The 24370-nt window shown below is 72.8% G+C and carries 27 protein-coding genes; 17 read left to right on the forward strand and 10 right to left on the reverse strand.

Annotated elements, in window-relative coordinates:
- The first annotated feature begins 149 nt into the window (after positions 1-149).
- The 6 genes from ABZU43_RS19430 to ABZU43_RS19455 all read left to right on the forward strand — a co-directional run bounded on the left by ABZU43_RS19430 (position 150) and on the right by ABZU43_RS19455 (position 4349).
- Positions 150-548: a TraR/DksA C4-type zinc finger protein gene (locus ABZU43_RS19430; RefSeq protein WP_355007889.1), complete on the forward strand. Its 399-nt coding sequence runs from the start codon at positions 150-152 to the stop codon at positions 546-548.
- A gap of 48 nt (positions 549-596) precedes the next feature.
- Positions 597-1469, forward strand: a complete 873-nt coding sequence (locus ABZU43_RS19435) for a DUF72 domain-containing protein (protein WP_355007890.1) — start codon at positions 597-599, stop codon at positions 1467-1469.
- 111 nt (positions 1470-1580) lie between these two features.
- The gene (locus ABZU43_RS19440) at positions 1581-1766 is read left to right on the forward strand and encodes a hypothetical protein (RefSeq protein ID WP_112676583.1); all 186 of its coding nucleotides are present in this window, start codon (positions 1581-1583) and stop codon (positions 1764-1766) included.
- Positions 1759-2187, forward strand: a complete 429-nt coding sequence (locus tag ABZU43_RS19445) for a DUF2267 domain-containing protein (protein WP_091408397.1) — start codon at positions 1759-1761, stop codon at positions 2185-2187. Before ABZU43_RS19440 ends, ABZU43_RS19445 begins: the two co-directional genes overlap by 8 nt.
- Positions 2188-2756: 569 nt before the next feature.
- Positions 2757-3062, forward strand: coding sequence for a hypothetical protein (locus ABZU43_RS19450; protein WP_091408405.1), 306 nt, complete (start codon positions 2757-2759; stop codon positions 3060-3062).
- Positions 3063-3071: 9 nt separating this feature from the next.
- Complete coding sequence (locus tag ABZU43_RS19455; protein ID WP_355007891.1) at positions 3072-4349, forward strand: cupin domain-containing protein; 1278 nt, start codon at positions 3072-3074, stop codon at positions 4347-4349.
- Between the two features lie 219 nt (positions 4350-4568).
- On the opposite strand, the gene ABZU43_RS19460 is transcribed toward ABZU43_RS19455, so the two are convergent.
- The 5 genes from ABZU43_RS19460 to ABZU43_RS19480 all read right to left on the reverse strand — a co-directional run bounded on the left by ABZU43_RS19460 (position 4569) and on the right by ABZU43_RS19480 (position 9805).
- A complete protein-coding gene (locus tag ABZU43_RS19460; protein WP_355007892.1) occupies positions 4569-5231 on the reverse strand; it encodes a hypothetical protein in 663 nt (220 codons plus the stop codon).
- Positions 5228-7903, reverse strand: coding sequence for an FtsK/SpoIIIE domain-containing protein (locus tag ABZU43_RS19465; protein WP_355007893.1), 2676 nt, complete (start codon positions 7901-7903; stop codon positions 5228-5230). Before ABZU43_RS19465 ends, ABZU43_RS19460 begins: the two co-directional genes overlap by 4 nt.
- Positions 7896-8993 (reverse strand): hypothetical protein, encoded by a 1098-nt coding sequence (locus tag ABZU43_RS19470; RefSeq protein ID WP_355007894.1) that lies wholly within the window; start codon positions 8991-8993, stop codon positions 7896-7898. Before ABZU43_RS19470 ends, ABZU43_RS19465 begins: the two co-directional genes overlap by 8 nt.
- A 6-nt stretch (positions 8994-8999) precedes the next feature.
- Positions 9000-9260 (reverse strand): hypothetical protein, encoded by a 261-nt coding sequence (locus tag ABZU43_RS19475; protein ID WP_355007895.1) that lies wholly within the window; start codon positions 9258-9260, stop codon positions 9000-9002.
- Between the two features lie 152 nt (positions 9261-9412).
- A complete protein-coding gene (locus tag ABZU43_RS19480) occupies positions 9413-9805 on the reverse strand; it encodes a hypothetical protein (RefSeq protein WP_355007896.1) in 393 nt (130 codons plus the stop codon).
- A 140-nt stretch (positions 9806-9945) separates the two neighbouring features.
- On the opposite strand from ABZU43_RS19480, the gene ABZU43_RS19485 reads away from it, so the two are divergent.
- Genes ABZU43_RS19485 through ABZU43_RS19495 form a run of 3 tightly spaced genes read left to right on the forward strand, consistent with a single transcriptional unit; the run spans position 9946 to position 13063 of the window.
- On the forward strand, positions 9946-12504 hold the full coding sequence (locus tag ABZU43_RS19485; RefSeq protein ID WP_355007897.1) for an ATP-dependent Clp protease ATP-binding subunit: 2559 nt from the start codon (positions 9946-9948) through the stop codon (positions 12502-12504).
- Positions 12501-12713 carry a hypothetical protein gene (locus ABZU43_RS19490; protein WP_355007898.1) on the forward strand — a complete coding sequence of 71 codons (213 nt, stop codon included), beginning with the start codon at positions 12501-12503 and terminating at the stop codon, positions 12711-12713. Before ABZU43_RS19485 ends, ABZU43_RS19490 begins: the two co-directional genes overlap by 4 nt.
- The gene (locus tag ABZU43_RS19495) at positions 12713-13063 is read left to right on the forward strand and encodes a DUF3140 domain-containing protein (protein ID WP_210794129.1); all 351 of its coding nucleotides are present in this window, start codon (positions 12713-12715) and stop codon (positions 13061-13063) included. The genes ABZU43_RS19490 and ABZU43_RS19495 overlap by 1 nt, the downstream gene beginning before the upstream one ends.
- A 57-nt stretch (positions 13064-13120) precedes the next feature.
- On the opposite strand, the gene ABZU43_RS19500 is transcribed toward ABZU43_RS19495, so the two are convergent.
- The 3 genes from ABZU43_RS19500 to ABZU43_RS19510 form a co-directional block, all read right to left on the reverse strand.
- Positions 13121-13366, reverse strand: coding sequence for a hypothetical protein (locus tag ABZU43_RS19500; RefSeq protein ID WP_210818733.1), 246 nt, complete (start codon positions 13364-13366; stop codon positions 13121-13123).
- 60 nt (positions 13367-13426) lie between these two features.
- Positions 13427-14407 (reverse strand): LysR family transcriptional regulator, encoded by a 981-nt coding sequence (locus ABZU43_RS19505; RefSeq protein ID WP_355007899.1) that lies wholly within the window; start codon positions 14405-14407, stop codon positions 13427-13429.
- Between the two features lie 83 nt (positions 14408-14490).
- The gene (locus ABZU43_RS19510) at positions 14491-15102 is read right to left on the reverse strand and encodes a hemerythrin domain-containing protein (RefSeq protein WP_355007900.1); all 612 of its coding nucleotides are present in this window, start codon (positions 15100-15102) and stop codon (positions 14491-14493) included.
- A 148-nt stretch (positions 15103-15250) separates the two neighbouring features.
- Here ABZU43_RS19510 and ABZU43_RS19515 point away from each other — a divergent pair, with 148 nt between their 5' ends.
- A complete protein-coding gene (locus ABZU43_RS19515) occupies positions 15251-16579 on the forward strand; it encodes a M20/M25/M40 family metallo-hydrolase (protein ID WP_355007901.1) in 1329 nt (442 codons plus the stop codon).
- Between the two features lie 58 nt (positions 16580-16637).
- Entirely contained in the window at positions 16638-17300 is a 663-nt protein-coding gene (locus ABZU43_RS19520) for a hypothetical protein (RefSeq protein ID WP_091408864.1), read from the forward strand.
- A gap of 51 nt (positions 17301-17351) precedes the next feature.
- On the opposite strand, the gene ABZU43_RS19525 is transcribed toward ABZU43_RS19520, so the two are convergent.
- The gene (locus ABZU43_RS19525; RefSeq protein ID WP_013734349.1) at positions 17352-17543 is read right to left on the reverse strand and encodes a DUF5703 family protein; all 192 of its coding nucleotides are present in this window, start codon (positions 17541-17543) and stop codon (positions 17352-17354) included.
- Between the two features lie 412 nt (positions 17544-17955).
- Here ABZU43_RS19525 and ABZU43_RS19530 point away from each other — a divergent pair, with 412 nt between their 5' ends.
- A complete protein-coding gene (locus tag ABZU43_RS19530; protein ID WP_355007902.1) occupies positions 17956-18864 on the forward strand; it encodes a hypothetical protein in 909 nt (302 codons plus the stop codon).
- Positions 18865-18950: 86 nt separating this feature from the next.
- Here ABZU43_RS19530 and ABZU43_RS19535 read toward each other — a convergent pair whose 3' ends face one another.
- On the reverse strand, positions 18951-19922 hold the full coding sequence (locus tag ABZU43_RS19535) for an aldo/keto reductase (protein ID WP_091408467.1): 972 nt from the start codon (positions 19920-19922) through the stop codon (positions 18951-18953).
- A 186-nt stretch (positions 19923-20108) separates the two neighbouring features.
- On the opposite strand from ABZU43_RS19535, the gene ABZU43_RS19540 reads away from it, so the two are divergent.
- The 5 genes from ABZU43_RS19540 to ABZU43_RS19560 all read left to right on the forward strand — a co-directional run bounded on the left by ABZU43_RS19540 (position 20109) and on the right by ABZU43_RS19560 (position 24363).
- Positions 20109-21161, forward strand: a complete 1053-nt coding sequence (locus tag ABZU43_RS19540; RefSeq protein ID WP_030332780.1) for an LLM class F420-dependent oxidoreductase — start codon at positions 20109-20111, stop codon at positions 21159-21161.
- A complete protein-coding gene (locus tag ABZU43_RS19545; protein ID WP_355007903.1) occupies positions 21158-21994 on the forward strand; it encodes an undecaprenyl-diphosphate phosphatase in 837 nt (278 codons plus the stop codon). Before ABZU43_RS19540 ends, ABZU43_RS19545 begins: the two co-directional genes overlap by 4 nt.
- A gap of 110 nt (positions 21995-22104) precedes the next feature.
- Complete coding sequence (locus ABZU43_RS19550; RefSeq protein ID WP_355007904.1) at positions 22105-22809, forward strand: MSMEG_4193 family putative phosphomutase; 705 nt, start codon at positions 22105-22107, stop codon at positions 22807-22809.
- Between the two features lie 154 nt (positions 22810-22963).
- On the forward strand, positions 22964-23548 hold the full coding sequence (locus ABZU43_RS19555) for a DUF3090 domain-containing protein (protein WP_355007905.1): 585 nt from the start codon (positions 22964-22966) through the stop codon (positions 23546-23548).
- Positions 23545-24363 carry an SCO1664 family protein gene (locus tag ABZU43_RS19560; protein WP_355007906.1) on the forward strand — a complete coding sequence of 273 codons (819 nt, stop codon included), beginning with the start codon at positions 23545-23547 and terminating at the stop codon, positions 24361-24363. Before ABZU43_RS19555 ends, ABZU43_RS19560 begins: the two co-directional genes overlap by 4 nt.
- The last annotated feature ends 7 nt before the right edge of the window (positions 24364-24370 follow it).

Genomic DNA, 24370 nt, shown 5'->3' on the forward strand with positions numbered 1-24370 from the left:
TGTCGGTTTGCCCGGCTGGTCCGGCGGGTACTCGCCCGGCTCACAGAGCACGGGTGATCGCCCGCGCACCGAACGCGACCGTGACCGGGGCCCCGCGCCGCCGGCACCCGGTTCACCTTGTGCCACAGGCCCAGGAAAGGCAGGCAGCGATGCTCGTCCACGACACGGTCGGTACGGCCCGGTCCCAGACGGAGATCGACCAGATCCGACAGTCGCTCCAGGCACGCTACGACGAGCTGACCGCGGAGTACGACCACGCGGTGCTCCAGAGCCAGGTGCTGCGGCTGGTGGAGGTCGGCGACACCGCCGGGGACGACCAGGCCGACAGCGGCACCAAGACGGCCGAGCGGGACACCGCCCAGTCCCTGTTGCGCACCATCCTCGACCGCCGCGCCCAGTACGAGCACGCCCTCGGCCGGCTCGAGGAGGGCACCTACGGCTGGTGCGAGGGCTGCTCGGCGGCGATCCCGGTGGAGCGGCTGGAGATTTTCCCGTCCGCCACCACCTGTGTGACGTGCAAGCAGACTCGCGAGCGGCGGGCGGCCTGAGCCACCTCAGCGGTTGCCGGTCGGTCCGGGACGCGATGGACTTCAGCCATGGGTGACATCCTCGTGGGCACCGCGTCCTGGACCGACCGCACACTGCTGGACTCGGGGTGGTATCCGCAGACCGCCGACACCCCGGAGAAGCGGCTGGCCTACTACGCCAAGCAGTTCCCGCTGGTCGAAGTGGACGCCACCTACTACTCGCCGCCCGCCGAGGCGACCGCGCGGCTGTGGGCCGAACGCACCCCGGCCGGCTTCACCTTCAACGTCAAGGCGTTCAGCCTGCTGACCGGGCACCCCACCCGGGTCAGCGCGCTCTACAAGGACCTGCGCCCGGAGACGGACAAGAAGAACGTCTACCCCGACGACCTGCCCGCGCAGTCGTACGAGGAGGTGTGGACGCGTTTCCTGAGCGCGCTGGACCCACTGGTCGAGGCCGACAAGCTGGGCGCGCTGCTGTTCCAGTTCCCACCCTGGTTCACCATCAAGCGGGCCAACAAGCAGTACCTGCTGGAGGTGGCGAAGCGCTGCGCGCCGCTGCGCCCGGTGTACGAGTTCCGGCACGCCTCCTGGTTCGACGGCGACAACGCCGACGAGACCCTGGCCTTTCTGCGCGAGCACAAACTGCCGTACGTCTGCGTGGACATGCCGCAGGGCCACCGTTCGTCGCTGCCCCCGGTGCTGGCCGCCACCGCGGACCTCGCGGTCATGCGCTTCCACGGGCACAGCGACAAGTGGACCAGCAAGGACATCCACGAGAAGTTCGGCTACCACTACTCCAGGCGCGAGTTGGCCGACTGGGCGCCGAAGCTGCGCGAGCTGGCCGACGAGGCAGGCCAGACCCACGTGCTCATGAACAACTGCTACCGCGACTACGCGCAGACCAACGCCACGACCCTCGCGGCTCTCCTCGACGTCGACTGACCTCACCCGATCAGGGTGGGGACGACTCACCCCACCCACAGGCAGGGTGGACGCGGTGGGTACGGCCGTCCACGGGCGGCCGACGCCGGAGACGACACGGAGGTGACGGGGATGACGGTTCGAGTGGTGACGGATCGACGGCGTGGTGCCGTCCTGCACGTGGTCGGCACGGCCGACAACGCCCGGCGCGCACCACAGGGCAGCCCGGTGCGGGCCCGCCGTGGCCCGGTGGGGCCGCCGCGTCGCGCCGACGACCGACGGTGGGACACCACGGAACGGGGGTCGACCGATGGCTGACTCGATGATCTCGGCGTTCGAGTCCTCGCTGGACAAGACGAACCTCATTCTCAAGGACATCGAGAACGCGTACGGCTGGCCGAAGGAACGGCGCAACCAGTCGTACGCGGCCCTGCGCACGGTGCTGCACCTGCTGCGCGACCGGCTGCCGGTGAACGAGAGCGTGGAGTTCGCCCAGCAGTTGCCGGTGCTGGTACGCGGCATCTACTTCGATGGCTGGGTGCCGTCCGACGTGCCGATCAAGCTCAACCGTGACGACTTCCTCTACGAGGTTCGGCAGGGCTTCCCGTACGACGCGGAGGGTGGCGCGGAGCGGGTGACGCAGGTGGTGCTGGACACCCTGCGCCGCCACGTCACCCAGGGTGAGTGGCAGGACGTGAAGGACACCATGCCCAAGGACCTCGCCACGATGATGCCGTGACGGTCTGACACACCGCGAGCCCGCCCGACCGCTGTCGGGCGGGCTCAGTCGTCCGCGGCGGGCACCCGCGACACCGGGTGCCCGGCCCGGCGGGCTGTTGGCCGCCAAGCCCAACGGCTAGCCAGGGACGAGCGCTGGAACCACTTCCACCGATGAGCGTGATGTCTGTGAGTCATCGTCATGACTCACAGACATCACGCTCATCGGAGTGAAGCCCGCCAGGCCATGCGCTCGGCGGGTCAGGGGTCCGTTGCGGCGGCCGGTGAGGGTGGGATAGACGCGTTCTCCTGACCTCGACCGTGGCGAAGCCGGCTGCGAAGTGCTCCAACCAGAGCCGCTGCGGCAGCCCCTGCGGATAGAAGCGCCCGCGCCAGTCCCGGTACTGCCAGCCGGACGTGTCCACCAGGATCACCCACCCATCCTGGCACTCTCCGCTGCCGCTCGCGAACTGCCCGTGTCGCCCCGGTTCGGCGTCTACGGTGAGGGTTAGAGAAGATCGCGCGTGGGGTACCACCCGCAACACGACGGACCCCGGCGTACGGCGGGGCGGCACACCCGAGGGAGTACCGATGGCACTCAACGATGACGACATGCAGACCACCGGCGGCGGCGGCGCGGAGGGTCCGGCCGACGGCGGCGCGACGCCCGGTCAGCACGACGGTGGCGCCGATGGCGGCGCGGAAGGCCCCGCCGATGGTGGTGCCACCCCGGGTCAGCACGACGGTGGCGCCGATGGCAGCGCGGAGGGTCCCGCCGATGGTGGTGCCACTCCCGGTCAGCACGACGGTGGCGCCGATGGCGGCGCGGAGGGTCCCGCCGATGGTGGTGCCACCCCGGGCCAGCAGGACGGTGGCGCTGACGGCAGCGCCCGGTAGCGGCTCGCCATGACCTACCTCGACCCGCCGGGCGGCCACCACGGCCGCCCGGCGGTTGCGTCCGCCGAGGCCACCGCGGCGCTGGCCCGCTGTGTCTCGGTCGAACCGGCCAAGTTCGCCGCCGCGCACTGGGGGCACACCCCGCTGCTGTCCCGAGCCGCCGAACTGCCCGACCCGGCCGGCTTCACCGACCTGCTCAGCCCCGCCGACGCCGACGACTTGCTGAGCCGGCGCGGTCTGCGTACCCCGTTCCTGCGCGTCGCCAAGGACGGCCAGCTGGTCGCGGCTTCGCGCTGGACCGGCGGCGGCGGCGCGGGCGCCGAGATCGGCGACCAGGTGCTCGACGAGCGGGTCCTGGAGCAGTACGCGTCCGGGGCCACCCTCGTGTTGCAGGGGTTGCACCGGATCTGGCCGCCGCTCATCGACTTCGCCCGCGACCTGGGCCTCGCGCTCAACCAGCCGCTGCAGATCAACGCTTACCTGACACCGGCCGGCAGCCAGGGCTTCGCCACCCACTACGACACCCACGACGTGTTCGTGCTCCAGGTCGATGGCCGCAAGCACTGGCGGATCCACCCGCCGGTCCTGCCCGACCCGTTGGAGAAGCAGCCGTGGGGTGGACGCGCCGACGAGGTCGGCGCCACCGCGCAGGGTCCGGCCGCGCTGGACGTGGTGCTCGCCCCCGGTGACGCCCTCTACCTGCCCCGGGGTTGGCTGCACAGCGCGCAGGCACAGGACGCCAGCTCGCTGCACCTGACCGTGGGCATTCGCGCGCTCACCCGCTACGCCCTGGTCGAGGAGTTGCTGGCGCTGTCCGCCGAGGACCAGCGACTGCGGGCCAGCCTGCCGTTCGGCACCGACGTCGCCGACCCGGACGACATCGAGCCGGAGCTGACCGAGACCGTGGAGGCGTTGCGGGACTGGCTGCTGCGCGCCGACCCGAGCGCCGTCGCCGCGCGGTTGCGCCAGCGCGCCTGGCCGGCCGCCCGCCCGGCGCCGATCCGGCCGCTCGCCCAGGCCGAAGCGTTGGCCACACTGGACGCCGACTCCCGGCTCACAGTGCGGCCGGGCCTGCGTTGGCAGCTCGTGCCGCACGGGTCGGACAGCGTGGCGCTGCGGCTCTTCGACCGCACCATCACCCTTCCGGCGAACTGCGAGCCGGCCGCCCGAGCGCTGCTCAGCGGAGTGGTCACCCGGGTCGGCGACCTGCCCGGCCTGCCCGACGACGCCGACCGGGTCACCCTGGCCCGCCGCCTGCTCCGCGAGGCGGTACTCGTCCCGGCCTGACCGGCCGGTCGGCGATGATCGACCGTCCCGGCCGGACGGACTCGTCGGCCGTGATCGACTCGGTTCTCGGAAAGTCGCGGTGTCCGCCAGGCCGGAACAGCACGGTTCTCAGGAAGCCGAGTCGATCATCCCGCCGGAAGCGCGGGGCAACGGCGGCGGGGCTGCGCGCGGCGGAGGACCCTGCGAGGGCCAGACCGGCGGAGGCCGCGCCGCGCGGGGTCAGCGGCCGAGGGCCAGCAGCAGCCCGGTGGCGACCACCCCCGCACCGAGGACCACTGTGATCGGCCGGGGGCCGAGCACCGCGTGCCGGCGGTCGGCCAGCACCCGCGCCGGCACCAGACCGACCAGCGGCCCGAGCAGGGTCACCACCAGCGCCAGCACCGGCAACCCGACAGCCAGGTCTCCGCCGTACCCGATGCCGAGCGCGCGGGCGCCGGCCCCCAGCGCGTACGCCAGCACGGCACCGGCCACCCCGCAGAGCGCCAGCAGCGGGTTGACCGAGCCCGGCAGCTCGCCCGGCTGACCGGCCCGGTCGAGCAGGTCACGGGCCTTGGCGAGCAGCACCACCGGGTCGGTGGCCCCGACGCCGTTCGCCGGGGCGGGCGGGCCACCGAGACGGCGGGCACCGAGGCGCGAACGGACCTGCTGCCACAGGTGGGCCACCTCGGCGTCGACCCGTTCCTGCTGCTCACGGGCAGCGACCAGCTCCTCCTCGGCGCTCTGGAGCTGGTCGGCAGCCTCGGCGACGGCCCGCTCGGCGGCAACGCACTGCCGCTCGTGCCAGGTGTGCGCCTCGGCGCGCTGCTCGCGTACCCGCGCGCTGAGCTCGGCCAGCCGCCGTAGCTGCGCCGCGTACGTCTCGCTGGCCACCGGTTCGTTCATCGTGTCGGTCCATACGGGATGATCACCTGTCCGGTGCGGTGCACCGCCCGGTCGAAGAAGAGCCCCCGCCAGGGGCGGGGATACCAGTCCGGGCCGCCGGTGCCCGGATAGAGCGACGAGCCCAGCTCGCCGCCGTGCGCGTCCAGCGCCACCCAGGCGCCGATCTGGTCGGTGCGGGCGGCCGGCCCACCGAGATCGGCGCGCATCCGGGCGACACCCCGCCACCAGGCCAGCACGTGCGTGCGTCGTTCCGGCCCGTCGTGCATGATCCGGCGCAGCTGCTCCAGGCCGGTCCGCCGGCCCGCGCGGGCGGCCAACGCGCCCGCTGCCGCGTCGACGGCGAACAGCAGCAGGTAGTGCGGACTTCCCGGGCCGCTGAGCCCGTCGGCCGTCTCGGCCATCAGCTCCCCGACGGTCTCCTCGTCGTACCAGGCGGCGTCGTCGGCCAGGTCGTCGTAGAGGGCGCGGGCGATCGGGTCGGCGTCCGGGTCGAGGCAGGCGATGGAGAACCGGGCGGTGCCCGGCGGGTGCTGACGGGCCAGCGACCGGGCCGCCGCGTCGAGCACCGCGCACGCCTCGTCGACGCGGGTGCCGAGCACCGCGAGGTTGCGGCCCGGGGCGCGCGGCAGCCGCAGCGACGCCGAGCGGGACTGCACGTCGATGATCTCGCCGAGCAGCGCCACCGGGTTGCGCGGCGCGGTCCCGTCCGGCGGTACGGCGAGCGCCCGGAAGTCCGGGGCGTCCGCCAGCCGGGGGATCGCGTCGCCGTCGAAGAGCCGGGCCGGCGCCGCGTCGGGGGCGCGCATCCGCCACAGCCGGTGCTGCAACCCGCTCCAGGTCTCCCAGTCGCTGGCCGCCGGGATGCGGGCCACCTCGTTGCCCTCCACCATGCCCGACTCGGCGTTGACCACCGCGTGCCAGCGCGGCAGCGACTGCGCCGCGTCGTTGCGCTCGGCGAGGATGCGCAGCGCCTTGGGCAACGCGATGCGCAGGGCGAACTGGGCGACCAGCGCGGGGCGGCCCCACAGCGCCTCGATGCCCCGCACGTCCTGCGAGGCCAGGACCAGGTGGATGCCCTGGGACCGACCGCGGCGGGCCAGGTCCTCCAACAGGTCGGCCGCCTCCCGGGCGACCACGTCCCGGCCGGCCAGCAACATCTGGAACTCGTCCACCACGGCGACGATGCGTGGCCAGTGACCGGTCGGGTCGACCGCCCGCAGCTCGGCCAGCTTGGTCACCTCGTGTTTCTTGGCCGCGTCAGCGCGTCGGCGCAACTCCTCGGCGAGGAAGCGCAACAGCGCCAGCCCGAACTCCCGGTCGGTGTTGACGTTGATGCCGACCAGCCGCATGTGCGGCAGCCAACTCGGGTCACGCCGGCCCTGCGCGAACCGCGCGAAGGAGACCCCCTCCTTGAAGTCCAGCAGGTAGAACTCCAACTCGGCGGGGGAGTAGCGGGCCGCCAACGCGCCGATCCACGCGAAGATCAGGTTGGTCTTGCCGGTGCCGGACGGCCCGCCGATCAGCGCGTGCGGTGGGTAGTCGCCGAGCGTCAACCGCACCGGCCGGCCCTGTGGGCCCTCACCGATCGGCGCGGTCAGCCCGTCGGCGGAGTCCTCCCGCCACATCAGCTCGGGCGGGGGCAGCAGGTCGGTGAAGGGAGTCGGTGGCGGGCCCGCGTTCACCCGGGCGGCGACGTCCCGGCAGGTCTCGGTGACCAGCGCCGCCGGTGGCGGTGGGTCCAGCCGGACCGGCAGCCCGGCCGAGCCGCCGATCCGCGCGCCGGACACGCCGGCTACCACCCGCGTCACCGTCGGATCCTCCGGCAACGGCACACCGTGCACCACCAGGTGTACGCCGCAGGCGGCGCCCGCCCGCACCACCCGGTCCAGTTGCCCGCGCTCGTGCCGGTTCAGTTCCTCCCCGCCGAGCAGCACCGCCACCCGCCACGGTTCGGGCCGTCGGCCGGTCGCCGCAGCCAGTTCGCGCAGCGACGCGTACTCGCCGGCGAGGACCGTCTCGTTGATTCGGCGGATCTGCTCCACCAGGTCGTCGAGCAGCGGGCCCAGCCCGCCCGGGCCGACGAAGGTGAGCAGCCCCGCCGTGCCCAACGGGGCGAACCCGGCCAGGCCGCCGCCGAGCTGGTCCGGGTCGTACCCGACCAGTCGTACCACCCCGGGGTCGGCACGGCCGACGGCCCGCAGCAGCAACGCGGACACCACCGCGTCGCAGCCGGCGCGGTCGTCCCCGGAGAGGTGCACGTGCCCGGCGTCGAGCAACGGCACCAGCGCGGGCACCGGGTCGACGCCGTCGATCCGGACCGTGCCGACCCGAAGCGCGCCGGGCGGCTCGGCCCGGCGGGCGGGCGTCGGCGTCCACCCGGCCCAGTCGGCCCCCGCGCAGCCGGGCGCCTCCTGCCGGGCCGCGTCGGCGGCCCGCCGGGCCAGCTCCGCGATCCGGGTGGAGTAGCGGGCGTCGATCTCGGCGATGCGGCGGTCCCGTTGGGCGCCCACCCGCTCCGGTACGGCAGCCGCGGCCCGCTGGACCCGGGCCAGTCGTTCCCGTCCGGCGGTCAGGTCGGCCTGGGCGGCGGACAGTCGGGTGCGGCTGGCGCCCAACGCCTCGGCGAGGGTGTCCCGGACCCGGCTGGCCAGCTGACCGCGCCGGTCAGCCATCGGAGTCCCGACGCGTCGGCGCGTGCCGCCAGGGGCTGCCCGAGCGTGGGGGCGGCCCAGCGGGGCGTGGCGGCGGCGCATCCGAGCGCTGCGGCAGACCATCGGAGCGCTGCACCGCACCGCCGACGCGGGGAACTCCGCCCGTCGACCGCCCGGTCCCGCCCGGCTGCTGCGTGCCCGCCGGTTGCCCGGCCCGCGCCGGCTGCCCGACGTCGCCTCGCTGCCCCGCACCCGCCGGTTCTTTCGCGCCGCCGGCTGGCAGGTCCCGGCCGAGGCGGGCGAGCAGCAGCCCGGTCGCCACCCCGGCGGTCACCGCGGAGTCGGCGGCGTGCGGTGGTTCCCCCGAGGCGCGCGGCGGCGGCATCCGGCACACCCGGGTCAGCAACGTCTCCAGCACCGGCGGCGGCAACCCGGGCAGCAGGTCGCGCACGCGTCCGTCCAACTCGCCGCGCAGCCGCCCGAGATCGGTGGCGCGAGGTGGGTGCCCGAGCAACTCGCCGGCCAGCTCACGCAGCAGCGGCGGCGCCAGCGCCGCCATGCCCAGCCCCACGTCGGCCGGGGCTCGGCGCAGCTCCTTGCGGAGCCGGTCCCGGTCGCCGGAGCGGACACCACCCACCACTCGGCGCAGCAACTCCTGGGAGTCGGCGACCCGCTCGTCGGGTTCGTCGTCGGTGCCCTCGCGCCCGCCGGTCAGCTCGGCCACCCGCACCGACCACCAGCGGCGCATTCGCACCTGCTCGGCCGGCTCCGGCGCGACCGCGGCGGGCCCGGAAACCGGTGGCGTGTCGTGTCGGGGAGCGCGTTGCTGCTCAGGGCGGGGCGCCGGGGCGCCGTCCGCGCCGAGCCCGATCGCGGTCAGGTACGCCGACAGCTGTTCCTGGGCCACCCGCAGCGCGTAGCCGGCGCTCTCGGCGTGCTCGGTGGCGGCGGAGAGCTCGGGCACCCCCATCGGGTTGGCCGACTCCTGTCGTACCCAGCGCAGCCGCTCCGCGGCCAGGCCGAACTTCTCCAGCGCCTGCCCGAGCAGCGCCACTGGGAACTCCTCGGTGGCGGCACGGACCTGCCCGCCGACATCCTCGATGATGGACATGACGGCCTACAGAGTGGAGACGTAGAGCTGCGCCTGCTCCACCGCGACAAGTGTCGCGGCGAGACACTCCTCCAGCTCCTGGCTGGCCTGGGTCAGCGACGCCTGGGCCGCCTCCACCGTCTCGTGCCCGCTGCCCTCCAGCGCCCCGGCCAGGGTCTGCTGTGCCTCGGAGAGTTTTTCGCCGGCCGCGTGCACGGCTGTCTGCCCGTCTCCGATCTGTTGGAGGGCGACATCGATGGCAGCCTTCAGCTCGGCGACGCTCGCCACGGCGGAACCTCCTGGGGGCGGGGAGATCTCCATTAGAGCCTATCGCCGGTTCCGAAAGAACATCCGCCCTGTCGGTGTTCCTGCCCGCCTGTCCGGAAGGCCCTCGGAAGTGCCGGGAGTCCGATCTGTGGGAGTCCCAGTGCGAGAATTTCTCAGTTGCTGGTCGGGTTCTCGCGGAGCCAGCGCGGGCCGTACACCTCGGCGCCCAGCGCCGTCACCCGGCCGCGCAACTCCCGGTCGGCAGTGACCACCAGCCGCCGACGCCGCGGCGCGCCCTCCACCAGCTCGACCACCGTGTCGTCGCCGGAGCCGGCGGCGGAGACCACCCGCACGCCCTCGGTGCCCGGCACGCCCCGCGCGGCCCCCTCGACCACGAGGACCACCTCCACCGGGGCGGTCAGCCGGGCCGGCAACCCGATGGTCGCCACCGGGGCGAGCGAGTCGCGCAACCGGGCAGCGGCCCCGGCACGGTCACGCCACCACCCGTTCGGGCGCGAGCCCACCACGTTGGCGCCATCCACGATCAGCAGCGGGGTCTCATCCATCCGGTCAGCCTGCCACCACCGCCCGGCCCTGGCCCGACGCCACTCCCGGAATGCCGGTCCTCCGCCACCTGCGGCGTTTGTCGGGGCGCGCGCCGGGTAGCCCCTGCCGACCGTGCCGAGCCCTACTGCGGAGGACAGACATGATGGGACCCGGTGACATCGGCTCCGACCCGTGGGACGAATTCCTGGCCAGGTACTTCGGCCGGGGCGAGGGAGGGCGCCGACCGCCGCACCGGGTCGACATCACCCGACTGATGACGGCCGACGCCCGGGAGATGCTGGCCGACGCGGCCCGACGGGCCGCGCAACGGCAGAGCAGCGACCTGGACACCGACCACCTGCTCTGGGCGGCGCTGCAACGCGAACCGCTGCGTGACCTGGTACGCCGGGCCGGGGCCGACCCGGACACCCTGCTCAACGCCCTCGGCGGAAAGGGCGACGGCGCGCCACGCGGGGAGGTGCCGCCCAACCTCTCGTTGACCCCCGCCGCCAAGCGGGCGCTGCTCGACGCCCATCAGCTGTCCCGCGCGATGGGCGCCAACTACATCGGCCCCGAGCACATCCTGATGGCGCTGCCGCTCAACCCGGAGTCGCCGGCCGGGCGGATGCTGGCCGCCGGCCGGATCCAACCCGAGTCGTTGCAGGCCGCCAACGCCGAGCGAGGGCCGATGACCGGGCCGAAGCCGGACCGCGGCACCCCCACCCTGGACCAGTACGGGCAGGACCTCACCGACCTGGCCCGCAACGACCAGATCGACCCGGTGATCGGGCGGGCCGACGAGATCGAGCAGGCCGTGGAGATCCTGTCCCGGCGGACCAAGAACAACCCGGTGCTGATCGGCGAGGCGGGCGTCGGCAAGACCGCCATCGTCGAAGGGCTGGCCGAACGGATCTGCGACGGCGACGTACCGCAGACCCTGCTCGGCAAGCGGGTCGTCCAGCTCGACCTGGCCGGTCTGGTCGCCGGCACCCGTTACCGGGGTGACTTCGAGGAACGGCTGAAGAAGGTGATCGACGAGATCCGGGCGCACCGGGACGAGCTGATCATCTTCATGGACGAGATCCACACCCTGGTCGGGGCCGGTGGCGCCGGCAGCGAGGGCGGAATGGACGCGTCGAACATGCTCAAACCCGCCCTCGCCCGCGGCGAGCTGCGGGTGATCGGCGCGACGACGCTGGACGAGTACCGCAAGAGCATCGAGAAGGACGCCGCCCTGGCCCGGCGGTTCCAGCCGGTGCTGGTGCCCGAGCCCAGCGTCGACGACACCATCGCCATCCTGCGCGGGCTACGCGACCGGTACGAGGCCCACCACCAGGTGCGCTTCACCGACGAGGCGTTGGTCTCGGCCGCCGAGCTGTCCGACCGGTACGTCACCGACCGGTTCCTGCCGGACAAGGCGATCGACCTCATCGACCAGGCCGGCGCCCGGGTGCGGCTGCGGACCCGCACCCCCGCGTCCGACGTGCGCGAGCTGGAGCAGGAACTCGACGAGGTACGCCGGGACAAGGAACAGGCGGTCACCGACGAGCAGTACGAGCGGGCCTCCGCGCTGCGTGACCGGATCTCCGAGCTGGAGGAGGACATCCGACGCGCCAACGGCGAGGACGGCTCGTCCGGATCCCAGGTGCCCGAGGTGGGCCCCAAGGAGATCGCCGAGGTGGTCTCCCGGGCCACCGGCATTCCGGTCAGCCAGCTCACCGAGGAGGAACGCGACCGGCTGCTGCGCCTGGAGGGTCACCTGCACCAGAAGGTGGTCGGTCAGGACGACGCGGTCACCGCGGTCGCCGAGGCGGTGCGCCGCTCCCGGGCCGGGCTGGCCGACCCGGAGCGACCGATGGGCAGCTTCCTGTTCCTCGGCCCGACCGGTGTCGGCAAGACCGAGTTGGCGAGGGCCCTGGCCGAGGCGTTGTTCGGCGAGGCGGACCGGATGGTCCGGGTGGACATGAGCGAGTTCCAGGAGCGGCACACGGTCAGTCGGCTGGTCGGCGCGCCGCCCGGATACGTCGGCTACGAGGAGGCCGGTCAGCTCACCGAGGCGGTGCGTCGCCGCCCGTACGCGGTGGTGCTGCTCGACGAGATCGAGAAGGCCCACCCGGACGTCTTCAACATCCTGCTCCAGGTGCTCGACGACGGGCGGCTCACCGACAGTCAGGGTCGCACTGTGAACTTCAAGAACACCGTCCTGATCATGACGAGCAACCTCGGCTCCGAACTGATAACCGGCGCCCAGCGCTCGGTCGGCTTCGGCACCGGGGACGTGGGCAGCGAGCAGGAGAGCAACGAGTTGCGCGAGCGCCTCATGCGCCGCCTGCAGGAGAACTTCCGCCCGGAGTTCCTCAACCGCATCGACGAGGTCATCATCTTCCGCCGGCTCGAGGCCGAGCAGCTGCGCGACATCACCGCGCTGCTGCTGGAGGAGACCCGCCGCCGGATGCACGCCCAGGACCTCCAGGTGGAGTTCACCACCGCCGGCATCGACTGGCTCGCCGAGCACGGCTACCAGCCGGAGTTCGGCGCCCGCCCGCTGCGCCGGGTGATCCAGCGGGAGGTGGACAACCACCTGTCCCGGATGCTGCTGGAGTCGGCGATCTCGCCGGGGCAGAAGGTCACTGTGGACGTCCGCGACGGGGCGCTCACCTTCGACGTGACAGCGGGCGAGCGGGGGTACACCGCCGCCACGACCACACACCCGCGATGAGCGGGCCGGCGCGAAGGGACGAACACGAGGACCCGCACCAGCCCGCGGAGTCCGCGAAACCCCGGGACGAGGACGACCATCCCGACCCGATCCTGGCGTCGCCCACCGCGAACCCCCGCCGGACGCGGGTGCCCGCGGAGGGCCTGCATCCGAAGACCGACCAGGACGACCCGGAGACGTCCGGGCCGCCGCCCGGAGAGGAGACCTGATGGTACGCGAAGCGCGGCTCGACCCCGAGGTGGAAGTGCTCTGGGAGGACTTCCACGCCGAGGTCAACGTCCCGTCGGAGCAGCTGCGGACCTGGCTGCTGACCCGGGGTTCGGGGGAGGAGTCGTTCAGCCCGAACCCGAACCTCGACCTGCCCCAGCCCGGCCGGGAGATCCTCAAGGTGCTCAACAAGCGCAAGGTGGACCTCACCCCGGAGGACATCGAGGTGATGCGGGAGGCGGTCGAGCGGATCCGCGAGCTGATGGACGCCAAACCGTCGCGCGGCAACGCCGACGACAACTGGCGGCACTCCCTGCTGGACCTGGGTCACGACCCGCTCATTGAGCGCTGAGAGAGGTTCACCCGCGACGGTGCCGTCCCGAACCCGGGACGGCACCGTCGCGGCGCGCTACTGGCCCTGGTCGGGCTCCAGGCTGGCGATGGTCAGACCCGCCGCGTCGGCTGCGGCGTCCCGGTCGCCCCGGGTCTGGTCCTCCCGGGTGAGCAGATTCGCGTACTCGGTCACGTCGGCCGGGTCGGGCACCGTCGGCAGGCGGCGCAGGAACGCCTCCACCGCACGGGTGGCGGCGGTGTGCGCGGCAGCCGCCTGGCGCAGCAGTTCGCGGTCGTCGGCGGGCGGGTAGAGGTCGGTCATGTCCGCCAGATACCCGGCCCACGGCGGTTCGCACCGCCAGCGGCCCGGAATACCGGCAGCTCAGCCCGGCCGTACCCCGGTGGGGTGCCGGACGCCGAACCCCGGGTTGCGGGGCAGCCAGGCCAGGTACGCCGGGTGCGGCGTCAACGAGTCGACGTACGCCGCCTTCGCCGTTTCCAGCACCAGCTCCGCGCCCTGGGCAGCGGGGGAGTCCGGATGCCAGCCGAGCAGCAGTCGCCAGCGCAGCGGCGTCCCGGCGAGTTGACGGGTGACCAGACCACTCACCGGACGGAACGTCGCCTGGCACAGGGCCACCGCCACGCCGGCCTCCACCAGGTCGACGCAGCCGCGGATGTCGGTCTCGTACACCTTGCGGGGGGTGAAGCCGGCGCGGGCGCAGGCGGCGGCGAAGCAGTCGGCGAAGCAGCCGTCACCCGGCGCGGCGACCCACTGCTCGTGGCGCAGGTCGGCCAGGCGGACCTCCTCCTGTTCCGCGAGGGGATGGGTCTCCGGCAGCAGCACCAGCACCGGGTCGACGGCCACCTCCTGCCAGCTCAACCCGAACCCGGCCGACGGACTGGCGTCGCCGCACACGCCGGCCAGCGCGAAGTCCAGCCGACCGCCGGCCACCAACTGCGCCAACTCGTCCACCGACCAGGACGCGTACGTGGTGATCTGGGCGGGCGGCTGCTCGGCCGCCAACCGGTGCACCAGCCGACCCAGGATCGGGCTGTTCACTCCGCCGAACCGGTAGCACGGCGGCGTGTCTCCCGCCCCGGCCAGCCGGGCGGCCTCGTCCTGCAACCCCTTCATCGCCGGCAGCAGCACCCGGGCGCGGGCCAGCACCAACTCACCGAGCGCTGTGGGTCGAGCCCCGCGCCGGTCCCGATCGAACAGCGGGCCGCCCAGCGTCCGTTCGATGCGTTGGAGCTGGGCGGTGAGCGCCGGCTGGGCCAGGCCGAGCGCCGAGGCCGCCTTCGTCACACTTCCCGTCTCCGCGATCGCGCAGACCACCCGCAGGTGACGCAGCTCCAGGTTCATAGGGTGACGGTAGGACTAGGCGTCTGCTGGCGGAATAGCCTGAGCGGATCGGTGATAATGAATGCACTGCCGGCGGTTGCCGGTCACCGGTCGCGCGGCGGCTCCGGCAGGTCCGCCAGGTAGGTCGGCCGCCGGGTCACCGCGTCGAGGACCTTGTCCACGACCCCGACCGCCGGCTCCACGATCCGGTTCCACGGAGGGGTGGCCGGCGTGCCCGGGTGCGGTCGGGTCGGCGCGGCCTCCTCGGCGATCTCCAACCGGTTGCCCAGCCGGATCAGCTCCTCCTCGGTAGCGACGGCGCGCAGCTCGGTGACCAGCGCGCCCACGCCCTCCACATGCCGGCGGACCCGCTCGGCGACCTCGGTCAGCGCCTCCTCCGTCAGCCCCTTCAGGGCGCTCAGCAGGGCCGCGTCGGCGCTGATCTCCGCATCGACCCGCTCGGTGGCCGCCGGCAGCGCCGCGCGGACCGCCGGCAGCAGGTACTGCTCCTCGGCGGACAGGTGCCGCGACAGCGCGGCGGTGAGCACCGCCAACCCCTCCTGCGGCGTGGTGTCCGGGCCGGAGAGCTGGTCCAGCAGCGCCAGCAGTTGCCGGTGCTCCCCGTCGACGATGTCGGCGATGCTACGACCGGCGGGTCGGTAGCCCTCCTCGGGTGCGGGCGCGGGCGGCAGCGGCGGCAGGGGAACAGCGGACATGGTGCCCTCCTCGACTGGCGGGCGGAAGCTCCGGCAGGGACGTTCGGTCGTGGGCGGCAGTACCCGAACACGGCCGGCGCGAAACCGACCCGTCGATGCGTCCACCCGCGCCGGCCTGTCGAGCGGCCCGGGCTGGTATGAAGAGGCGATGACGAGCGACGCCGCCTCCGCCCTGCCCGACCCCACCGCAGAGGTCGTGGACCTCTGCCGCGACCTGCTGCGCATCGACACCACCAACACCGGTGACAACGACACCAGCGCCGGCGAGCGCCGCGCGGCCGAGTACGTGGCGGAGAAGCTCGCCGAGGTGGGCGTGGAGTCCGTCGTGCACGAGTCCGTGCCGGGCCGGGCGAACGTGGTGGCCCGCATCCCGGGCACCGACCCGAGCCGGGGCGCGCTGCTGGTGCACGGCCACCTGGACGTGGTGCCCGCCGACGCCGACGAGTGGTCGGTGGGCCCGTTCTCCGGCGAGCTTCGCGACGGCTACCTCTGGGGCCGGGGCGCCATCGACATGAAGGACTTCGACGCGATGGTGCTCGCCGTGGTGCGGCACTGGCAGCGCACCGGCGTACGCCCGCCGCGCGACATCGTGCTGGCCTACACCGCCGACGAGGAGGCCGGCGGCGAGTACGGCGCGCACTTCCTGGTGGACAACCACCGGGGCCTCTTCGACGGCTGCACCGAGGCGATCGGCGAGGTCGGCGGCTTCTCCTACTCGGTCAACGACAGTCAGCGGCTCTACCTCATCGAGACCGCCGAGAAGGGCATCGACTGGCTGCGGCTGCACGCCAAGGGCCGCCCCGGGCACGGCTCGATGATGCACGACGACAACGCGGTCACCGCGCTCGCCGAGGCGGTCGCCCGGATCGGCCGGCACCGCTTCCCGGTGGTCGTCACCGACACCGTGCGAGCCTTCCTCACCGAGGTCTCCGACCTGCTCGGCATCGAGCTGGACCCGGACGACCCGGAGACGGCCATCGCCAAGCTCGGCCCCATCGCCAACATCATCGGCGCGACCATCCGCAACACCGCCAACCCGACCCGGTTGAGCGCCGGATACAAGGACAACGTCATCCCCGGCCGGGCCACCGCCACCATCGACTGCCGCAGCCTCCCCGGCCAGTCCGAGCTGCTGGAGCGGCAACTGCGCGAGCTGGTCGGCCCGGACATCGCGATCGAGTACATCCAGCGGCAGCCGGCGCTGGAGACCACCTTCGACGGTGACCTGGTCGAGGCCATGTCGGCGGCCCTGCGCGCGGAGGACCCGGGGGCGCGGCCCGTCCCGTACATGCTCTCCGGGGGCACCGACGCCAAGGCGTTCTCGCAGCTCGGCATCCGCTGCTTCGGGTTCGCCCCGCTCCAACTGCCCGCCGACCTGAACTTCTCCGCGTTGTTCCACGGCATCGACGAGCGCGTTCCGGTCGACGGACTACAGTTCGGCGTGCGGGTTCTCGACCGGTTCCTCCGCACCTGCTAGTCGTGTCCGGCGGTGGCCGCCGGCGCGCAACCTCCCCATCGTGAAGGGACTGCCCCACATGACCGACCAGCATGGTGAGCTGGACGCCGCTCTCGAGCGGGTGATCGAAGCGGCCCGCCACCACCTGGCCGCCGTACGCGCCGCGCAGGGCCGCGTCGACGACGACGACGTCTGGCAGGCGTACGTGGCGTTGAACAACGCCTCCTTCGCGTACGACGAGCGACTGCTCGACGCCTTCGGCGAGGTGACGCCGTGGGATGTCGACTCGATCGACCCGGACGAGGCGGACGAGCGTTTCGGCGGCGGCGAGGGTGCCGAGGCCAGCGACCCGCACCCCCGGGTGATCTCGGTGCGTCAGCGTCGCGACTACCGGGTGCCGAGCGTCGCCGCGCTGCTGCGGGTGGCCGAGGCGGCCCGCCGCGAGGGCACCCCGGAGGACGACGAGCCGGCGCCGGTGGAAGGCGTCGGCGAGGCGGTGCTGGAGCTGCTGCAGAGTGGTGACGGCTCGCTCGGCGCGTTGGACGTCCCCGAGTTGGAGCCACTCGACGGGGTGGTCATGGTCAGCGAGGTGGGCACCCCGGTCGACCTGGAGTCGTTCGACGACGACGACGCGGTCGGCCCGTTCCAGCCGGCTGCCGACGACCGGCTGGTCGGTCGGCTCGACGAGCACCCGTTCCTGGAGCTCGACGACGACCACGACCACGCCGGGCACCAGCACTAGGCCGGGTGTCGCCCGGGGCCGACTCCGGCCTCGGGCGGCACCGCCCGGTCGTCAGTACGACAGACCCGGCTGCGGCTGGTTGACCCGCCGCCGACGTAGCACCACCTGCCGCGTGCCGTCCCGGTACAGCCGCACCCGGGCCAACTCCCATCCGGAGAACTCCGCCTGGATCGCCAACTGCGCCGCTGCGGTCAACCGGTCGACGTTCGGCGGCAGCCGCAGTGGCGCGTACTCGTAGTCCATGCCCTCCATGCTGCCCAGCCCAGCGGCCGTTTGCCACCCCCTCCAGGGTGACCAACAACGCCGCCCCACCGCCCCACGCCCGCCCAACCCCCTACCCGCGTCGATCTTGCACTTCCTGTGTCGGCAAAACAGTCAAGTCGCACCATAGCGGCAACAGAAACTGCAAGATCGAGCGCTGGACCCCCAAACCCCACCCCGCCGCGCGCGTCTTCCCGCAGACTCCCGTCGATCATGGAGTTGTGGTGGGTAACAAAAAGCTCGTTATTAAGCTCAATCGGGCACCACAACTCCATGATCGACGGGCTGGCCAGGCCCGTCCAGATCGACCAGACGGGGCGGGGCGGGCTGGATCGACCAGAATGTCTTGGGGCAGCCGCCGGCGGGTCAGCCGGCGGGCCGCTAGGAGGAACGCGTGACGTCAGGGGAGCGTGGCCGGCTCGGTCGGTTCACCGATGCGGTGCTCGGCGGCGCGCGGGCCGCCCGGGACAAGACCCGTGTGCTGCGCGACGAGTTCCGCACCAGCGACGAACCCGAACGCGCTCTCGTCGCGCCACTGCTGCCCGGGCAGGAGCTGCGCTATGTGGGGCTCGGCCCGGTTCGCGCCCCGCAGACCCACAAGGCCGGTCGGCAGCTCGCCGATGTGATGGCCGATGAGTTCGTCGACTCGCTCGATCCGAAGGTGCTGTTCGGGCTACTCAACATCGTCAACCCGGTGGTCTGGGTGGACGCGGTGCTGACGCCGGTCCGGCTGGCCGCGGGCGTGCTGCTGCTGCCGGGCAAGGCCGGCGCCATCGCCGCCGGTGTGCCGGAGGCAGCCGAACCGGAGCCGGCCCCACCACAGCAGCGGGTGCAGCGGGATCCCATCCCGCTCACCGAGGAGCAGGAGGCGTTCCGGGCGTTGTTCCGACTGAGCCAGTACCGGCCGCTGGCCGAGCAGCTCGCCGAGATCGCCCATCGCCGCCGGTACGTCTTCAGCGGCGACCTCGCCACCCTCGCCGGCAGCCTGCTGCTCTTCCTGGAGCGCTACAGCGGCACCCCGCTGGCGGTGACCGACACCCACCTGCACCTGCTGCGGATGGGCCCCCGCCCGGACGCCGACCGGCCCGACCGACGGCAGCCGCGGGTGCTGTGGAGTATGCGACGCGACCGGGTGGCCCGGGTCGACTCGGAGCGCGGCGCGACCGGGCTCGTGCAGCTGACGTCCACGATCGTCTTCAACGACGGCTCCTGGATCCGGCTCACCCAGCCCGCGCTCCGCGACGACCAGTCGCGCTTCCTGACCGCGATCCACGATCTCCCCGGGCAGCGCCCTCAAACGTGACCCGGCCGGCGGGGACGAGCCGTGACCCCGACCCAGGGGTCAGCCCTGACCCGGCGCGCGGGGCCGGCCCTGGCGCGGCCGCCCGCTCAGCCGTCGCGTTCGGGGTAGCCGACCGGCACCGCGGAGACGTCGTCCAGCGCGGTGGTGATCTCCTCGGGCAGGGTGATCCGCTCCACTGCGAGCGCGCCGAGCAACTGCCCGACCGTGCGCGCGCCGAGGATCGGCGCGGTCACGCCCGGCCGGTCCCGGATCCAGGCCAACGCCACCTCCAGCGGCGACACCCCCAGCCCACCGGCCGCGGTCGCCACCGCCTCCACGATGCTGGAGCAGCGCGGCTCCAGGTAGGTCGAGACGAACCGCTCGAAGTGCGGCGACGCGGCCCGGGAGTCGGCCGGACGGCCGTGCCGGTACTTGCCGGTGAGCACGCCCCGGCCCAGCGGCGACCAGGGCAGTACGCCGAGGCCGAGCGCGTCGCACGCGGGCAGCACCTCCCGCTCCACGCCCCGCTCCAGCAGCGAATACTCCACCTGGGACGCGACCACCGGTGCCCGCCCCGGCCAGGCGGTCTGCCAGGCGGCGGCCCGTGCGGTCTGCCAGCCGGAGAAGTTCGACACCCCGACGTAGCGGACCTTGCCGCTGGCCACCGCGTGATCCAGGGCGGCCAGGGTCTCTTCGAGGGGGGTGTCCGGGTCGTAGCCGTGCACCTGGAACAGGTCGACGTGGTCGGTGCCGAGCCGGCGCAGCGACGCGTCCAACGTGCGTAGCAGGTGCCCCCGGGAGCCGTCCCGGCGTCGGCCACTGCCGGGACGCAACCCCGCCTTGGTGGCGATCAGCAGATCCTCGCGGGGGACGAGGGAGCCCAGCAGCGAGCCGATCACCGACTCGGCGTCGCCGTCGCCGTACACGTCGGCGGTGTCGATCAGGTTGCCGCCCGCGTCCAGGTAACTCTTCAGCTGGGCGGCCGCATCGTCGGCGTCGGTGTCCCGGCCCCAGGTCATGGTGCCGAGCGCGAGCCGGGAAACCGCCAGCCCGCTTCGGCCGAGCGGTCGCTGTTGCATGGGTGAACCTTATTTCGAACCTGCCGTCAGAGATATCCTCGCTCCCGTATCTCTGCCGGTTCTGCCGGTTCCGCCGTCCAGGGCTGCCGTGATGGAGGGGGGATCAAAGGTGTCGAGCCGGTGATCGAGTCAGTTATCGGCATTGCGTAACCTGGTGCGACCTGTGCCACGGATGGGGGAGGACCAGTGCGACTCGGGCTCAGTCTCGGATACCAGACGGCGTGGAGCACACCGGCCGACCACCTGGCGTTGGCCCAGGAGGCCGACCGGCTGGGTTATTCGGTGGTGTGGGCGGCGGAGGCCTACGGCTCCGACTCGCCCAGCATGCTCGCCTGGATGGCCGGCCAGACCGAACGGATCGACGTCGGCGCAGCGGTGATGCAGATTCCCGCCCGTACGCCGGCGGCCACCGCCATGACCGCCGCCACTATCGACGCGCTCTCCGGCGGCCGGTTCCGCCTCGGCCTGGGCGTCTCCGGCCCGCAGGTCTCCGAGGGGTGGCACGGTGTGCGCTTCGCCAAGCCGCTGGCCCGGACCCGCGAGTTCGTCGACATCGTCAAGCTGGCCATCGCCCGTAAGGAGGTGGCGTACGACGGCGAGCACTACACGCTGCCGCTGCCGGACGGCCCGGGCAAGGCCCTGCGGCTGGGCTTCCACCCACCGCGCGAGCACATTCCGATCTACCTGGCGGCGGTCGGCCCGAAGAACCTGGAGCTGGCCGGCGAGATCGCCGACGGCTGGCTGGCCGTGTTCTACGCTCCGGAGTTCGCTGAGGAGCAGCTCGCCTCGGTGCGCGCCGGGCGGGCCAAGGTCGGCAAGGAGCTGGCCGGGTTCGACGTGGTGCCGTCGGTGCCCGTAGTGATCGGCGACGACGTGGCCTCCTGCGCCGAACTCGTCCGCTGGTACGCCGCGCTCTACGTGGGCGGTATGGGCAGCCGGCAGCAGAACTTCTACAATCAGCTCGCCACCCGGATGGGCTACGGCGACGCCGCCCGCGAGGTGCAGGACCTGTACCTGGCCAAGCGGCAGCGTGACGCTGCCGCCGCAGTGCCCATGGAATTCATCGACCGCACCTCGCTGCTCGGTCCGAAGGAGCGCATCGCCGAACGGATGCGGGAGTACGCTGCCGCCGGGGTCACCACGCTGTCGGTGACCCTCTTCGTGGCCGACCGGGACAGCGGTGTGCAGACTCTGCGTACCGTCGCCGAGGCTCTCGACCTCTCGGGAGTCGGCGAGTGACCTGGGTCGAGGCCATCGTCCTGGGCATCGTCCAGGGACTGACCGAGTTCCTTCCGGTCAGCTCGTCGGGGCATCTGCGGATCACCTCGGCGATCTTCTTCGACCGTGACGCCGGCGCGTCGTTCACAGCGGTCACCCAGCTCGGCACCGAAGCGGCAGTGCTGATCTACTTCGCCAAGGACATCTGGCGGATCACCCGCACCTGGCTGGTGGGCATCAGGGACAAGTCGGTCCGCTCCAGCCTCGACTACCGGATGGGCTGGTACGTGATCGTCGGCTCGATCCCGATCGGGCTCTTCGGTTTCCTGTTCAAGGACCAGATCAAGACGGCCGGGCGCAACCTGTGGGTGGTGGCGACCACGCTGATCGTGTTCGCGTTCGTGTTGGCGTTCGCGGAGTACTGGGGGCGGCAGACCCGCACCCTGCAGAACTTCCGGATGAAGGACGGCATCGTGATGGGCTTCGCCCAGGCGATGGCGCTGGTCCCCGGTGTGTCCCGGTCCGGCGGCACGCTCACCGCCGGCCTGCTGCTCAACCTGACCCGGGAGGCGGCGGCACGCTACTCGTTCCTGCTGGCCATCCCGGCGGTGGTGATGTCCGGCGTGTTCAGCCTCGGGGACGTCTTCGAACCGTCCGCCCCGGGCACGTCCGTGCCCACCGTGGCCCAGACGATCGTGGCCACCCTGATCGCGTTCGGCATCGGCTACGCGGCCATCGCCTGGCTGCTGCGCTATGTCGCCCACCACACCCTGTACGTCTTCGTGCTGTACCGGGTCGCGCTGGGCACCCTGGTCCTGGCCCTGCTGCTGACCGGCACGATCGACGCCACCTGACCGGTCTGCCGACGGCCCTCGTCTCCGCCCGCGGGTGGGGACGAGGGCCGCAGTCGTCAGGTCGCCGCCCGCGACGGCCCGGCCCGGGGGCCAGGTCATAGGGTGGTCCCGTGGCGACCCTTCTGCTTCTGCGACACGGCCGTACCACGGCGAACGCCGATGGCGGCCTGGCCGGCCGCCAGCCGGTCGAGTTGGACGACACCGGGCGCGCCCAGGCCGCCGCGGTCGGCGAGCGGCTGCGGCCGGTGCCGCTGGCCGCCGTGGTGACCAGCCCGCTCATCCGCTGCCGGCAGACCCTGGAGTTGGCGCTTCCGCAGGCCACCCCGGTGGTCGAGGACGGGCTGATCGAGTGCGACTACGGCAGCTGGGAGGGGCAGCCGCTGAAGAAGCTCGCCAAGGAGCCGCTCTGGCCGGTGGTCCAGCAGCACCCCAGCGCCGCGGTCTTCCCGGGTGGCGAGGCGATGGCGGCGATGGCGGCCCGTGCCGTCGCGGCGGTGCGTTCCTGGGACGCGCGGGTCACCGCCGAGCACGGGCCCGAGGCGGTCTGGTTGGCGTGCAGCCACGGCGATGTGATCAAGGCCATCGTGGCGGACGCGCTCGGCGTACACCTGGATGCCTTTCAGCGGATCGTGGCCGACCCGGCGTCGGTGACGGCGATCCGGTTCACGCCGCTGCGTCCGTTTCTGGTGCGACTCAACGACACCGGCGGCGACCTGGCGGCGCTGGTGCCGCCGCCAGCCAAGCGGCGTCGGCGCGCGAACCGCGTCGCCGACTCGGACGCGGCCGTCGGCGGTGGGGCGGGCGGGTCGCGGTGAGTTACGTCACGACACCGCCCCCGACCGGAGCGGCGCACGTCAGAAAGGCCGCCACGCCCGGGTTTAGCCCCTCGTACGCCGGGCGCGCCGCCGCTGCGGCGATTCACGTCGGTGGGGTGCGCGATGCCAAGGCGGGCCGGATAGGGTCGGGGGTATGACCCACCAGGTGCACGCCTTCGAACCGCCGGAGCGGTTCGTCGCCGGGACTGTCGGGCCGCCGGGGGAGCGCACGTTCTTCCTGCAGGCCCGCGGCGGCGGCAGGCTGGTCAGCGTCGCGCTGGAGAAGGTCCAGGTGACCTTGCTCGCCGAGAAGCTGGAGGAGCTGCTCACCGAGGCGCAGCGTCGCTTCGGGGTGGACCTGCCCGAGCTGGCACCAGTGATCGGCGACAACGAGCCGCTGGACACCCCGGTCGACGAGGAGTTCCGGGTCGGGACCCTCGGGCTGGCCTTCGACGTGGACACCGCGACCGTGGTGATCGAGGCGATCGCCGCGGGTGAGGTGGAGCCCGAGGTCGAGCTGGGCGACGAGGACGACGAGGACGAAGACGACGACGAGGACGAAGAGCCGGACGAGGACCTGGACCGGCTCCGGGTCCGGCTCACCCCGCAGGCGACCCGCCAGTTCATCGAGCGGGCCCGGCGAGTGGTCAACGCGGGCCGGCCGCCGTGCCCGCTCTGCGGCCAACCGTTGGACCCCGCCGGGCACCTCTGCCCGCGGCACAACGGTTATCACCGGTGACCTCGTCCGGCCTCCAGCCTCGCCAGGACGGCGACGCCGCGCTGCGGCTGCTGCGTGACGGCGTGCTCGACCTGGAAGGTCGGCTGGTCGACGCGTCGAACACGACGCTGCGCGGCATCCTGACCCTGGAGGGGGTCACCGCCCGGTGCGTCTACAAGCCGGTCCGTGGCGAGCGGCCCCTCTGGGACTTCCCCGACGGCACCCTGGCCGGTCGGGAGGTCTCGGCGTACCTGGTCTCCCGAGCCACCGGATGGGACCTGGTGCCGCCCACCGTCCTGCGCGACGGCCCGTTCGGCCCCGGCTCCTGCCAGCTGTGGATCGACGAGCCGGAGGACGCCGAACCGCTCGTCGGTTTCCTGCCCGCCGGGGAGTTGCCGCCACGCTGGATCCCGATCGCCGCGGCCCGGGACGACGACGGCGCCGCGTACGCCCTCGCCCACGCCGACGACCCGCGGCTGGCCCGGCTCGCGGTGCTCGACGCGGTGCTCAACAACGCCGACCGTAAGGGCGGTCACGTGCTCGTCGGTGCCGACGACCGGATCTACGGCGTGGACCACGGGGTGAGCTTCCACGTGGAGGACAAGCTGCGCACGGTGCTCTGGGGTTGGGCCGGTAAGCGCCTGCCCGCGGACGCCGTGGAGATGCTCGACGCGCTGGCCGGCCAGGTCGCCGGTGCGCTGGGCGCGGAGTTGGCCGACCATCTGACGATCAGCGAGGTGGCCGAGGTGGCCGCCCGGGTCGACCGGCTGCGCGAGACCGGCTGCTTCCCGCAGCCTCCGGAGGACTGGCCGGCGATGCCCTGGCCGCCCATGTGACCCGCTG

Origin of the sequence: Micromonospora sp. NPDC005205 (assembly GCF_040608275.1) — a bacterium.
GTDB lineage: Bacteria > Actinomycetota > Actinomycetes > Mycobacteriales > Micromonosporaceae > Micromonospora.

Coding starts and splice junctions, on each gene's coding strand:
- ABZU43_RS19430 (WP_355007889.1), top strand. CDS start 150: ATGCTCGTCCACGACACGGTCGGTACGGCCCGGTCCCAGACGGAGATC.
- ABZU43_RS19435 (WP_355007890.1), top strand. CDS start 597: ATGGGTGACATCCTCGTGGGCACCGCGTCCTGGACCGACCGCACACTG.
- ABZU43_RS19440 (WP_112676583.1), top strand. CDS start 1,581: ATGACGGTTCGAGTGGTGACGGATCGACGGCGTGGTGCCGTCCTGCAC.
- ABZU43_RS19445 (WP_091408397.1), top strand. CDS start 1,759: ATGGCTGACTCGATGATCTCGGCGTTCGAGTCCTCGCTGGACAAGACG.
- ABZU43_RS19450 (WP_091408405.1), top strand. CDS start 2,757: ATGGCACTCAACGATGACGACATGCAGACCACCGGCGGCGGCGGCGCG.
- ABZU43_RS19455 (WP_355007891.1), top strand. CDS start 3,072: ATGACCTACCTCGACCCGCCGGGCGGCCACCACGGCCGCCCGGCGGTT.
- ABZU43_RS19460 (WP_355007892.1), bottom strand. CDS start 5,231: ATGAACGAACCGGTGGCCAGCGAGACGTACGCGGCGCAGCTACGGCGG.
- ABZU43_RS19465 (WP_355007893.1), bottom strand. CDS start 7,903: ATGGCTGACCGGCGCGGTCAGCTGGCCAGCCGGGTCCGGGACACCCTC.
- ABZU43_RS19470 (WP_355007894.1), bottom strand. CDS start 8,993: ATGTCCATCATCGAGGATGTCGGCGGGCAGGTCCGTGCCGCCACCGAG.
- ABZU43_RS19480 (WP_355007896.1), bottom strand. CDS start 9,805: ATGGATGAGACCCCGCTGCTGATCGTGGATGGCGCCAACGTGGTGGGC.
- ABZU43_RS19485 (WP_355007897.1), top strand. CDS start 9,946: ATGATGGGACCCGGTGACATCGGCTCCGACCCGTGGGACGAATTCCTG.
- ABZU43_RS19490 (WP_355007898.1), top strand. CDS start 12,501: ATGAGCGGGCCGGCGCGAAGGGACGAACACGAGGACCCGCACCAGCCC.
- ABZU43_RS19495 (WP_210794129.1), top strand. CDS start 12,713: ATGGTACGCGAAGCGCGGCTCGACCCCGAGGTGGAAGTGCTCTGGGAG.
- ABZU43_RS19500 (WP_210818733.1), bottom strand. CDS start 13,366: ATGACCGACCTCTACCCGCCCGCCGACGACCGCGAACTGCTGCGCCAG.
- ABZU43_RS19505 (WP_355007899.1), bottom strand. CDS start 14,407: ATGAACCTGGAGCTGCGTCACCTGCGGGTGGTCTGCGCGATCGCGGAG.
- ABZU43_RS19510 (WP_355007900.1), bottom strand. CDS start 15,102: ATGTCCGCTGTTCCCCTGCCGCCGCTGCCGCCCGCGCCCGCACCCGAG.
- ABZU43_RS19515 (WP_355007901.1), top strand. CDS start 15,251: ATGACGAGCGACGCCGCCTCCGCCCTGCCCGACCCCACCGCAGAGGTC.
- ABZU43_RS19520 (WP_091408864.1), top strand. CDS start 16,638: ATGACCGACCAGCATGGTGAGCTGGACGCCGCTCTCGAGCGGGTGATC.
- ABZU43_RS19525 (WP_013734349.1), bottom strand. CDS start 17,543: ATGGACTACGAGTACGCGCCACTGCGGCTGCCGCCGAACGTCGACCGG.
- ABZU43_RS19535 (WP_091408467.1), bottom strand. CDS start 19,922: ATGCAACAGCGACCGCTCGGCCGAAGCGGGCTGGCGGTTTCCCGGCTC.
- ABZU43_RS19555 (WP_355007905.1), top strand. CDS start 22,964: ATGACCCACCAGGTGCACGCCTTCGAACCGCCGGAGCGGTTCGTCGCC.